8 protein-coding genes are annotated in these 11,760 nt (G+C 71.8%); 5 read left to right on the plus strand and 3 right to left on the minus strand.

Features of this window, described 5'->3' with window-relative positions; all coding sequences use genetic code 11:
• The first annotated feature begins 9 nt into the window (after positions 1-9).
• Both ACIBX3_RS14385 and ACIBX3_RS14390 read left to right on the plus strand, forming a co-directional pair.
• Complete coding sequence (locus ACIBX3_RS14385; protein ID WP_397116829.1) at positions 10-1,125, plus strand: AAA family ATPase; 1,116 nt, start codon at positions 10-12, stop codon at positions 1,123-1,125.
• Positions 1,122-3,872, plus strand: a complete 2,751-nt coding sequence (locus ACIBX3_RS14390; RefSeq protein WP_397116831.1) for a DUF5682 family protein — start codon at positions 1,122-1,124, stop codon at positions 3,870-3,872. Before ACIBX3_RS14385 ends, ACIBX3_RS14390 begins: the two co-directional genes overlap by 4 nt.
• A gap of 119 nt (positions 3,873-3,991) precedes the next feature.
• Here the strand turns inward: ACIBX3_RS14390 and ACIBX3_RS14395 are convergent, their stop codons facing one another.
• The gene (locus ACIBX3_RS14395; protein ID WP_397116833.1) at positions 3,992-4,402 is read right to left on the minus strand and encodes a RidA family protein; all 411 of its coding nucleotides are present in this window, start codon (positions 4,400-4,402) and stop codon (positions 3,992-3,994) included.
• A 292-nt stretch (positions 4,403-4,694) separates the two neighbouring features.
• Here ACIBX3_RS14395 and ACIBX3_RS14400 point away from each other — a divergent pair, with 292 nt between their 5' ends.
• Positions 4,695-6,701, plus strand: a complete 2,007-nt coding sequence (locus ACIBX3_RS14400) for a WD40 repeat domain-containing serine/threonine protein kinase (protein ID WP_397116835.1) — start codon at positions 4,695-4,697, stop codon at positions 6,699-6,701.
• A 49-nt stretch (positions 6,702-6,750) separates the two neighbouring features.
• Here the strand turns inward: ACIBX3_RS14400 and ACIBX3_RS14405 are convergent, their stop codons facing one another.
• Entirely contained in the window at positions 6,751-8,187 is a 1,437-nt protein-coding gene (locus tag ACIBX3_RS14405) for a PepSY-associated TM helix domain-containing protein (protein ID WP_397116837.1), read from the minus strand.
• Between the two features lie 309 nt (positions 8,188-8,496).
• Entirely contained in the window at positions 8,497-9,090 is a 594-nt protein-coding gene (locus ACIBX3_RS14410; RefSeq protein ID WP_397116839.1) for a hypothetical protein, read from the minus strand.
• 165 nt (positions 9,091-9,255) lie between these two features.
• On the opposite strand from ACIBX3_RS14410, the gene asnB reads away from it, so the two are divergent.
• Both asnB and ACIBX3_RS14420 read left to right on the plus strand, forming a co-directional pair.
• A complete protein-coding gene (gene asnB / locus ACIBX3_RS14415; RefSeq protein ID WP_397116841.1) occupies positions 9,256-11,067 on the plus strand; it encodes an asparagine synthase (glutamine-hydrolyzing) in 1,812 nt (603 codons plus the stop codon).
• A 47-nt stretch (positions 11,068-11,114) separates the two neighbouring features.
• Positions 11,115-11,759 (plus strand): histidine phosphatase family protein, encoded by a 645-nt coding sequence (locus tag ACIBX3_RS14420; RefSeq protein ID WP_397116843.1) that lies wholly within the window; start codon positions 11,115-11,117, stop codon positions 11,757-11,759.
• The last annotated feature ends 1 nt before the right edge of the window (position 11,760 follow it).

An 11,760-nucleotide genomic window follows, 5' to 3' on the forward strand; every position in this document is an offset into this window, starting at 1 on the left:
GACCCGCGAATGAGTGACGATATGCTGCGCGCCCCCGCAGAGGTGAAGTACGCAGAGGAGCTGGACTACCTCGAGTCGGTCGACAAGGGCCCCAAGCCCTTCACGTGGCGGCTCAGCCCGCGCATGATCCGGATCTTCGTCCTAGGCTCGGAGCGCTCCGACGGGCTCGACAGGGAGATCCCGCAGAAGTGGTTCGGCGACCGCAGCTTCGTCGAGCGCAGCATCGTGACCCTGGCCTCCGACCGGGGCCTGCTGCTGATCGGCGACCCCGGCACGGGCAAGAGCTGGCTGGCCGAGCTGCTGTCGGCGGCCATCTGCCGCAACTCCACGCTCGTGGTCCAGGGCACCGCCGGCACCACCGAGGACCACATCAAATACTCGTGGAACGTCTCCATGGTCATCGCCAAGGGCCAGTCCCGCGATTCGATGATCCCCTCGCCGATCATGACGGCGATGGAGGGGGGCGTGATCGGCCGCTTCGAGGAGCTGACCCGCTCGACCAGCGACGTGCAGGACGCGCTGATCTCGATCCTGTCGGAGAAGTACGTCTCCATCCCCGAGCTCGACGACGACAACATCGTCTTCGCCCAGCCCGGTTTCTCGATCATCGCCACCGCCAACAGCCGTGACCGGGGCGTCAACGACCTGTCGTCGGCGCTGAAGCGCCGCTTCAACTTCGTCCGCATCCCGGTGGTGACGAACAAGAAGAGCGAGGCGGAGATCGTCCGCTTCCGTACCGAAGAGCTGCTGCGCCGACACCAGATCGAGCTGGACCTGCCGCCGACGCTGCTGGACATCCTGCTGCAGAGCTTCGCCGACCTGCGCTCCGCCGCCGCCTCGGCCACCAGCGACGACGAGAAGCTGGAGTCGGCGCTGTCCACGGCCGAGCAGATCGGCGTGCTGGAGGACGCGATCCTGCACAGTCACTTCTTCGGCGACCGCACGCTGCGCGCCCAGACCCTCGCGGGCTCGCTGGTCGGGTCGCTGGCCCGGCGCAGCCCCGAGGACCTGGCGATACTCAACAAATACTGGCACGGCGTCGTCGAGCCCCGCAGCAAGAAGGACGGCGGGGAGTGGCCGGAGTTCCTCAAGGGCGGCCGCGAGGCCATCTCGACCCTCTCATGAGCACGTTCGACCCGCTGAAGGAGCAGCTCACGCAGGCTGCCCGGGAGTTCGGCGGGGACACCGTGTCCGGCATCCTGGCGGGGCTGGTGGACGACGTGGACCGGGCGCTGCGTGAGGAGCTGGAGATCTTCCCGGTCTGCCACCACTCGCCGTCCTCGGCCCTCGCCATGGTGCGCCGGCTGCGCGAGAAGCAGCCGAAGGTCATCTACCTGGAGCTGTGCGAGGACCTGCAGCCGCTGCTGACCGAGCTGCGCAACTGCCGGCTGCCGGTGGCGGTGCAGGCCTTCGCGACCGACCTCGACGGCTTCCCGAAGTCGTGGTCGCCGCTCAGCGTGGTGGCGCCGATCACCGAGGCGTCGGCGGAATACCAGGCCATCTCCTATGCGCTCGACACGCCGGGCGTGGAGCTGGTGCTGGTGGACCGCTCGACCGACCACGTCTTCCAGTGGATGCCGCAAGAGGAGCCCCAGAAGACCCACAAGGAGGAGGAAGCGGGCCTGCACGGCGACGCGGTCGGCGTCGAGATCGGCGACCTGCGCCCGCGCTTCGCCGAGCTGGAGGAGCACCTGCTGCACCACGGCAAGGTGCGGCACTGGTCGGAGTGGTGGGACCAGTACGTCGAACAGCCGCTCTCCGGCGCCGACTACGACACCTACCGCCAGGTCATGGTGCTGATCGGCAGCCTGTTCCGCCGCCTCCGTCCCGACGGCGACGACCGGCTCACCTTGGACGAGGACCGCGAGCGCTACATGTGGACCAGGATGCGCGAGCACCTGGCCGCCTCCGGCGCCGACCCGGCCGACTGCCTCTACGTCTGCGGCGCCTTCCACGCCGCCAGCCACGTCGAGCAGTTCGGCCTGCGGTCCACCGCCGCCTACGAGATCACCCCGCGCACGGGCACCAAGTGGCTGTACGGTCTCATCCCGTCCAGCCACTCGGCCATCGAGGCGCAGTTCGGCCTCGCCTCGGGGTCGGTGTCGATCGCGGCGGCGACCTGGGCCAAGGCGGTGACCCGCAACGGCCTGACCCCGTTCCAGCTGGCCGGGCAGAAGGGCACACGCAAGCGCTCTGCCAAGCTGCCCGTGCCGAAGGCCGACGCCGCACCCGCCGACAGGCTGACCGGGTTCCTGTCGCGGCCGCCCGCCCTCGACCCGCTGGACGAGGCCGAGCTGCTCGGCTGGAGCGTCGACATCGTCCGGCTGGCCCGCCGCAACGGCTACCTGGCCAGCACCGCCGACGCCATCGCCGTGTTCGAGACGTCGATCCTGCTGGCCGGCATGCGCAACCGGGCCAGGCCCACCCCGTACGACTTCCAGGACGCGGCCGTCACCTGCATCGAGAAGGACGTCGTGCCGGGCCGCCGGGACGTGCGCCGGCTGTGCGAGATCCTGCTCGGCGGCGACCGCGTCGGCGAGGTCGGCTACGACGCCCTGCCGCCCCTGGCCAGGAACGTCTACGACCGGCTCGCCCCGCTCGGCCTTGACCTGGAGAAACGCACGATCCAGCGGGCCCTGCTGGACCTCAGCAGCGACCCCGAGCTGGTGCCCTGCTCGGACCTGCTGTGGATGCTGCGCTACCTCCTGCCGCACGACGCGGTGCGGCCCATCATGGGCGAGCGCCGGCTCGGGGAACGCTCGATCCAGGAAAGCTGGGACCTGGCGTTCGGCAAACACCAGCGGGCCGTCATCGAGCTCGGCTACGAAGGCGTCACGGTCGAGCAGGTGCTGGAGCAGCGGCTGCGCCGCCAGGTCTGGGATCCCAAGGCCACAGCGGCGGTGGCGCTCGCGGCGGTCGAGGACGCCATCCTCTACCTGGGGAGCAAGCGCTTCGCCGATGAGCTCGGCGCGCGGGCCGTGGAGCTGCTCTCGACCGAGCGGAGCGTGGACGACGCGCCCGAGGTGTTGCGCAGGATCCGGCGGCTGATGGCGTACTACCGGGCGAGTGAGCCGGAGCTGCCCGCCTGGTGCGAGGAGTTCGCGACCGCCGGCTACGCGCATTACTGCACGTTGCTGCCGACGGCGTTCGTGGACGACGACATCGGCGTGCGGCAGGTGGCGGCCATGCTGGGGTTCCTGTTCTCGATGGAGAGCCTGGCCCTGGCGCTCGGCTGCGACCGGGCCCAGCTGGAGCTGGCCGTGCAGCAGTCGCATCCCGAGGCGCCGGCCAAGGTGGCGCTGCTGTGGGCCTCACGTACCCAGCTCGGGCTGCTCCCGCTCGCCGAGCTGCGGTCGCGGTGCGACGAGCTGCTGGCCAATCCGCTGGTGGTGCCGTCGTTCCCGCAGTACATCATGGGCTTCGTGCAGGCCATGGAGCCCGTTCCGTCGTTGTCGGGGTTCGTGGTGGAGGTGATCTCCAAGGCGTTCGGGCGGCTGCCGGACAACGTGCTGCTGCCGTGGTTGCCCCGGCTGATCACGATGCTGCGGGACCAGGCGGGCGAGCTCATGCCGGTGCTCGTCCGCGAGGCCGGGCGGACCTTCCCGGGCGGCCTGGCCGCCGTGGACGCCTGGACGCCACCCTGGTCCGGCCGCCCCGCTCCGCCGAAGGCGGCTGCGGCGCCGGTGGCGTCGGGGCCGGTGGCCGAGCTCCTCATGGGGCACCCGGCGACCTGCGACGCGGTGGCGGCACTGCTCGGCTGCGAGGGCGAGTGGCGCACACCCGCCGCGGCCGGGGACGATCATCGCGAGGTGCGCGCGCTGCTGGCCGAGCACGCCGAGCCCGCGCGGGCGGTGGCGGCACTGCTGTCCTGAGGCCGCACGGCCGCCGCGGGCCCGCGCTGGGCTCGCGGCGGCTGTGGCGGTCTGCGTGTTGGGCTTGCGGCGGCCGGGATCTCCGTCGCGCCGAGGCCCCTCCTGCGGTGGTGCGAGGCCTACTTCCGCTCAGTGATCACAGCGACCGCCTCCACCTCGACGAGCTGGTCAGGGTAGCCGAGGACGGCGACGCCGAGCAGCGTGCTCGGCACGTCGTGGGCGCCCATGTGCTCGCGGTACACCTTCCACGCCGCGACCAGGTCGGCCTGGTCGGCGGAGGCGACGTACACAGTGGTCTTGACGACGTCGGTCAGCGAGGCTCCGGCGTCGGCGAGCGCCGTGACGAGGTTGCGCATCACCTGATCGGTCTGGCCGGCGACGTCGCCCACGGCGACGGTCGCGCCGTCGGCGTCCAGCGGACAGGCACCCGCCGCCCAGACGGCCCGTACGGGCACGTCGGCGACGGCCGCGTAGGCGTATTCCACGGGCGCGAGCCCGGGGCTGCGGATGAGTCGGACACCGGTGGTCACGGTAGCTCCTCAGGTCACGGGGACATTTGCGCAGGAGATCGTATCCGTGGAGACGTGGGGTTCGCCTGTGGTTATCGGTCGCCGGACGCGCGGCCACCCGGGACGTGGTCTGAGGAGCGGTGTGTCCAGCGGAAAGTGAATTATCGGGTAATGGTGGATGTCTTTGTCGTGACGTTCACGAGGAAAGCCCAGATGTGGCCATTCATATCGCCTTTCTGTGTCATCCAGGGATTCCTTTCCGATCGTAGTATCCAGTGCTGAGGGCTACTGCTGACCACGAAGAAGGTGCGCATTGTCGCGTCCACAGCCCGGAGAAGACCTCGGGCATATCTCCGGCTACCGGCTCACCGGTTTTCTCGGCGAGGGCGGGCAGGGCGCGGTGTATCGCGGTGTGAGCCCGTCGGGTGACGAGGTCGCGATCAAGGTGCTGCACGCCCGGATGTCGGAGGACGCCGAGGAGCGGCGGCGGTTCTTCAGGCAGGTGGACCTCGCGCGGCGGGTGGCGCCGTTCTGCACCGCCCGGGTGCTCGACATGGGGATGCACGAGGACCGGCCCTACATCGTGAGCGAGTACGTCCGCGGCCAGTCCCTCGATCAGGTCGTCCAGCTGGAGGGGCCGCGGACCGGGGGCGGGCTGGAGCGGCTGGCCGTCGCGACCGCGACCGCGCTGGCCGCGATCCACCGCGCCGAGGTGGTGCACCGCGACCTCAAGCCGGGCAACGTCATCCTCGGCCCGGAGGGGCCGGTGGTGATCGACTTCGGCATCTCGCGTGCTCTCGACCACGTGGCCACGCAGTCCGGGGCGTTCGGGACGCCCGGCTACATGGCGCCCGAGCAGGTCAGCGCCGACCAGGTCGGACCGAGCGCGGACGTGTTCAGCTGGGGCGCGACGATGGTGTTCGCGGCCACGGGGCGCCGGCCGTTCGCGGGCGCGTCGGTGGCGGCCGTGATCCACGCGCTCCTGTACGACGAGCCGGATCTGACCGGCGTGCCTGAGTCGTTGCTGCCGCTCGTGACGGCCTGCCTGGACAAGAACCCCGGGCGCAGGCCCGCGGCCGACGACCTGGTCCGGGCGCTGACCGGCGGCGACACCGTCCCGACGGCCGAGCTCACCGAGATGGGGACAGGTCCCGTGGCCGGGCTCGGGACTGAGGCCGCGTCCGTGTCCGTGCCTTCGAGTGGGCGATCGGCGTCGCGGCGGGTGCCCCGGAGCGCGTTGATAGCGGTCGCGGCGGCCGTCGCCGCCGTGGCGGTGGCCGTGGCGATGTGGCCCGAGCCGCGCATCGTCCCCATGCTCGATCCCGGCCCCGTGAGCACGACCGCGCAGGGGATCCCGTTCGGCGGCGGGATCGGCGAGCCGCTGACCGGCCACACCAACGACGTGCGGGCGGTGGCCGTCGGCACGCTCGACGGCCGGCCCGTCATGCTGACCGGTTCGGACGACGAGACCGCCCGCGTCTGGAACCTGCGGACGTCCCAGCCGGTCGGGCAGCCGCTCACCGGGCACACGGAATGGGTCAGGGGAGTCGCGCTCGACCAGCTCGACGGCGCGCCGATCGCCGTCACCGCCGGCGACGACGACACGGCCAGGGTCTGGGAGCTCGCCACCGGCCGGTCCCGCACCCTGGAAGGGCACGGCGGCGACGTCAAGTCGGTGGCCACCGGCCGGATCGGCGGCACGCACGTCGCCGTCACCGCCTCCGCCGACGGCACCGCCCGTGTGTGGGACCTGCGGACGGGCAAGCAGTTCGGCGCGCCGCTCACCGGGCACAAGGGCCCGGTGTGGGCGGTGGCCGTCGGCCAGGTCGGCGGCACGCCGATCGCCGTCACCACCGGCGACGACGCGACCGTACGAATGTGGGACCTGGACTCCAGGAAGCAGCTCGGCACGCCGATGACCGGCCACTCCGGATGGGTGCGGTCGGTGACGATCGGCAACCTGGGCGGCACGCCGGTCGCGCTCACAGGCGGCGAGGACATGACCGTACGGGTGTGGGACCTGACCACCAGGAAGGCCTTCGGCGCGCCGCTCACCGGGCACACCCGGGTGGTCTGGTCGGTGGCGATCAGCAACCTGGACGGCACCCCCGTGGCCGTGACGGGCAGCGAGGACGCGACGGTGCGGGTCTGGGACCTGAGCACCAGGAAGCAGCTCGGCAGGCCGTTCACCGGGCACGCCGACTGCGTGTGGTCGGTGGCGACCGGCCTGCTCGACGGCCGGCCGATCGCCGTCAGCGGCAGCCGGGACCAGACGGCCCGCGTCTGGAGCCTCGGCCCGCCGTACCCGGCGGGGAGCTGAGCCGGGCGCGGCGGGGAGCTGAGCCGCCCCGCCGCGTGCCCGCTGACGGTCAGCCGACGAACCGCGCGACCGCCGGGATCCGCCGCAGCACCAGCCAGTCCAGCAGCAGCACCGCCACCATCGTGGCCCCGGCCAGCGGGAACAGCAGCCCCAGCACCGCCATGATCGCGATCACCCCGTACGCCGTCCGCCGGTCGGTCGGCCGGGCGGGCGCGCCGGCCCGGCCGCGCGGGCGGCGCTTCCACCACATCCACACGCCCGTGACCACGAGCGTGATCAGCGCCAGGCAGGCGCCGAGCATCACGACCAGGTTGGCGGTACCGTATCTGCGGCCCTCGTGCAGCGCGACGCCCTGCTCGACGAGCTTGGCCATGGTGCCGTACTCGGCCCACCCGTACGACACCAGCACCTTGCCGCTGTACTGGTCGACGTGGAGCGTACGCGCCTCGGACGGGTCGCGGCGCGGGTCCGCCACGACCGTGTACACCCCGGTCGGGCCGTCCGGGAGAAGGACCTTGACCTCGCACTCGGCACACGACGCGATCGCGGGCCGGGCGGCGGCCAGCGCGGTCTCGACCGGCACGGCGCCGGGCTGCAGCACGCCGCCCCCGCTCCCGTGGCCGGCGTGCTCGCCGGACTCCGGCACGGGCAGCCGCTCGGCCGCCCACGGCACCTTGGCGTCGGGGTTGGCGGACAGGTCGCCAGACAAGGGAGGGGTGGAGGTGTTCGGGAAGTCGCCGGCGCTCGGGGTGGTGGAGCCGGTGCGCTCCTGGATTCTCTGCAGCCCGTCGCCCCACACGCCCGACCAGGGCAGTCCCGAGATCACGAGGAAGACGACCGCCACGCCGGACCAGACACCGACCAGAATGTGCAGGCGGCGCAGCCGGCCGCGGGGCGAGCGTGTGGCCTTCTTACGGGTTCGGCGGCCGCTCCACCACAGATACGTGCCGGTCGCGACGAGGATCAGCGCCCAGCACGCGGCGATCTCCACGACCCGGTCGCCGACCGTGCCGGACATCAGCTCGCCGTGGATGGTGCGGACGACCCGCATGAACGTGGCGCCGTCGTCGATCTGGCCGACGACCTTGCCCGTGCCGGGGTCGACGTACACCGAGATGCCCTGCGCCCACGGGCCCGCGTCGGCGCCCTGCAGGATGACGCGCGTGGTGCGGTCGGGAGCGGTGGGCGGGATGACGGACATGACGGTCGATCCCGGGCGGGCGCTCTGGGCGGCGGCGATCTGCTCCGACAGCGGCCGCGCCGCGGTGACCGGCTCGGCGAGGGCGCGGACGTCCTGGTAGCGCCACTCCTCGAACGGCTCCTTGAACAGGTAGATCGAGCCCGTGACGGCGAGGACGAGCAGGACGGGGGCCACGAACAGGCCCGCGTAGAAGTGCCAGCGCCACACGGCGCGATAACGCTGGGCGGAGGAGGCGGCTGGGGCCGGCGGCAACGCGGTCGTGGGCCGCGTCTCGACAGAGGTCATGGGGGCTCCGTTCCGGAGGCACGCACGCCGAAGGGGCGCACGCTAAGAGCAGGGGGCGTTCGCGGCCGGGGCAGCCGGCCGCGACGAAGCGCCGTACCGGCTTCTGCGGTCACGTGAACCGCGGAGTCGCGGGGCGGTCCGCAGGCGCTCGCCACGAGGGCGGTCCCGCACGGGCTCGCCGCCGTGGGATGAGAGCCACAGGGGAGTGGGCCGCGCGGGCTCGCCGGTCGGCGAACTACGGCGTTACGACGAGGTGACGGCCGCACGGACGCGGACTCGCGGTCGCGTGGGCTGCCATGTCATCTCACCTCACGGAACGGGCGGTCCCCTGCGGCACATCGCCCAGGTCAGCACCTGGGGCGCGCGAATTCCGGTCGCGGCGGCCATGACCGGGCCGGGGCGGGGCGCCACCGGGACGATGGGCCGGGCGGTCAGCCGCCACAGGCCCCGCAGCGAGCCGGCCACCAACAGCAGGAACGCGACCAGTGTCGTCTCGCCCCGCGCCAGCCACCACGCGCACGCCGTCGCGACGACCACGTGGGCCGCCAGCATGCCGATCCCCGACGGGAGCCCGTCTTCGCCGTGGTGGGCGGGCAAGGCCGTCCCGCAGGAGCTGAACAGGTGGTGCATGCCGTACTGGGCGGTAAAGGAGGTGACGACCAGCGTTCCCAGGGAGCGGCGCCGGCGGGCCAGGACGAACGCTCCCGCGCCGGTCGCCGCGGTCGCCGCCGCGAGGACCTCCAGGCACACGCCGGGGCCGCCGGCCAGCACGTGCATTCCGAGAGCGGCGTACACGCAGACGACGGCGAACACCGCGGCCCGCAGGCCGCGCAGGCCGGCCGTGCCGGCCTGCGCGCCGTCCCTGCTGCCGGTGCCGCCGCGTCCTTTCTGATCGGGTTTCATGCGCGATCACCGCTCACACAGACGGATACGGGAACGTGTCGATAGGAGTTCAGAAAATGCGGAGGAAATTCAGATTCGTGCGCTCCTGGCCCATGACAGATGGCGTCAGGCGGTGCATGATCGCTTGGGTCATTCCCAGAACGAATCGAATGTGGGGAGCTTCGCATGTGCGGCATCGCAGGATGGGTGGACTTCGAGCGTGACCTCACCAACGACCGCGCCGTCGCGGAGGCCATGACGGAGACCATGGCCTGCCGGGGGCCCGACGACAAGGGACTCTGGCTGGACCGGCACGTGGCGCTCGGCCACCGCAGACTGGCCGTCATCGACATCGAGGGCGGCCGCCAGCCCATGAGCGCGGAGGGCCTGGCCGTGATCACCTACAGCGGCGAGGTCTACAACTTCCAGGAGCTCCGAGCCGAGCTCGAGGCGAAGGGGCACACGTTCCGCACCAGGAGCGACACCGAGGTGGTCCTCCGCGGTTACCTCGAATGGGGCGAGGACGTCGTCCTCCGGCTGAACGGCATGTACGCCTTCGCGCTGTGGGACGCCCGGCGGCAGCAGTTACTCCTGGTCCGCGACCGCCTCGGCATCAAGCCGCTCTTCTACTACCGGCTGCCGAACGGCGTGTTGTTCGGCTCCGAGCCGAAGGCCATCCTCGCCAACCCGCTCGCCGACCGCGCCGTGGACGCCGACGGCCTGCGCGAGACGCTCACCATGGTGAAGACGCCGGAGCAGGCCGTCTTCAAGGGCATGAACGAGCTGCGCCCCGGCCACCTCCTGCGCGTGCGCCCCGAGGGCGTGAGCGTGCGCAGGTACTGGGCCCTGGAGGCCCGCGAGCACACCGACGACCTGCCGACCACCATCCGCACCGTCCGTGAGCTGCTGGAGGACATCGTGAGCCGCCAGCTCGTCTCGGACGTGCCGTTGTGCACGCTGCTGTCCGGCGGGATCGACTCCAGCACCATCACCGCCCTGGCCAGGCAGCATGGCCAGATCCGCTCGTTCGCCGTGGACTTCACCGGGTACGCCGAGAACTTCCAGCCGGACGAGATGCGCGTCGACGCCGACGGCCCGTTCGTGCGGGACCTGGCCGAGCACGTCCGCTCGGACCACACCGACATCATGCTCGACACCGCCGAGCTGACCGACCCGCGGCTGCGCGAGACCGTCCTGCGCGGCTGGGACCGGCCGCAGCTCTTCGGCGACATGAACTCCTCCCTGTACATGCTGTTCCGTGCCATTCGCGAGCGCTCCACGGTGGCGCTGTCGGGGGAGTCGGCCGACGAGATCTTCGGCGGGTACAGCTGGTTCCACAACCCGCTGACCGTCGACTCGGGCACCTTCCCGTGGCTCGCCCTGTTTCTGCGCGAGCACACCCCGTACGAGCTGCTCCACCCGGACCTGCTGGCCAAGCTCGACATACCGGGGTTCACGGCCGACAGCTACCGGTCGGCGCTGGCGGAGGTGCCGTACCTGCCGGGGCAGGACGACCGCGAGCGGCGCATGCGGGAGATCTGCTACCTGCACCTGACGCGGTTCCTGCCGGAACTGCTGGACCGCAAGGACCGCATGAGCATGGCCGTCGGGCTGGAGGTCCGCGTGCCCTTCTGCGACCACCGGCTGGTCGAGTACGTCTTCAACACCTCGTGGGCCATGAAGACCTTCGACGGCAGGGAGAAGAGCCTGCTCCGGGCGGCCGTCGCCGACCTGCTGCCGGAGTCCGTGCTGCGGCGGGTCAAGAGCCCTTACCCGGCGACCCAGGACGTCGGCTACGAGCAGGCGCTCCGCGACGCGCTCGGGGGGCTGGTCCGCGACGGAGACGCCCCCATCGTGCCGCTGCTGGACACGCAGGCCGTCGAGCGGATGTTGCGGAGCCCCGTGGAGAAGTCCACCACGATGACGCGCATGGCCTTGGAGACCATGCTGAGCTTGAATGTCTGGCTCACGTCCTACGGGGTGCGCCTGGAGGTCTGAAGGGAGTTTTACGCCACTTTGCGGTCGGTGGGCGTAGCGTCCCAGGTGTGAGGTCCAGTCTGGCGGTGCTCGCCTGCGCCTGCCTCCTGTTGTCCGCGTGCGGCGGCGCCCCCATCTCCTCGCCCGCCGCCCCGTCGCCCGCCGCCCCGTCGCCCGCCGCGACGGCGACCTCGCCCGCGGCGGGCGCCGGGCTGGTCGAGCGCCTGCGCCGCGGCGGGTACATCCTCTACGTGCGCCACACGGCCACCGAGCCCACCCAGGACGCCCCCACCCCGGACCTCGCCGATCCCGCCACCCAGCGCAACCTCTCCGACGAGGGCAGGGCGCAGGCGCGGGAGATCGGCGCGGCCGTCAGGCGTCTGCGCATCCCGATCGGCGAGGTCCTGGCCAGCCCCTACCGCCGCACCCGCGAGACCGCCGAGCTGGCGTTCGGCAGGGCGCGGGCGACCCGCGAGCTCATCAACGAGATCTACCCCGGCGCCGACGACGACGAGCTGGCCGCGGGCCTGCGCCGGCTGCTGGCCCGCCGACCCGCCCCAGGCCTCAACACCGTGCTGGTCTCGCACGGCTTCAACCTGGCCCGCGCCACGAGCCTGTCCTCGGCCGAGGGCGACATGTTCGTCTTCGCTCCCGGCGGCGAGGAGCCGGTGGCCACGATCGGCGTGGACGACTGGCGATCATTGAAGGAGTAGC

The sequence above is a fragment of the Nonomuraea sp. NPDC049480 genome (assembly GCF_044465905.1).
GTDB lineage: Bacteria > Actinomycetota > Actinomycetes > Streptosporangiales > Streptosporangiaceae > Nonomuraea.

What these genes read in the sequence shown, in the direction of transcription:
- ACIBX3_RS14385 (WP_397116829.1), top strand. Translation starts at nt 10, where the DNA reads ATGAGTGACGATATGCTGCGCGCCCCCGCAGAGGTGAAGTACGCAGAG.
- ACIBX3_RS14390 (WP_397116831.1), top strand. Translation starts at nt 1,122, where the DNA reads ATGAGCACGTTCGACCCGCTGAAGGAGCAGCTCACGCAGGCTGCCCGG.
- ACIBX3_RS14405 (WP_397116837.1), bottom strand. Translation starts at nt 8,187, where the DNA reads ATGACCTCTGTCGAGACGCGGCCCACGACCGCGTTGCCGCCGGCCCCA.
- ACIBX3_RS14410 (WP_397116839.1), bottom strand. Translation starts at nt 9,090, where the DNA reads ATGAAACCCGATCAGAAAGGACGCGGCGGCACCGGCAGCAGGGACGGC.
- asnB (WP_397116841.1), top strand. Translation starts at nt 9,256, where the DNA reads ATGTGCGGCATCGCAGGATGGGTGGACTTCGAGCGTGACCTCACCAAC.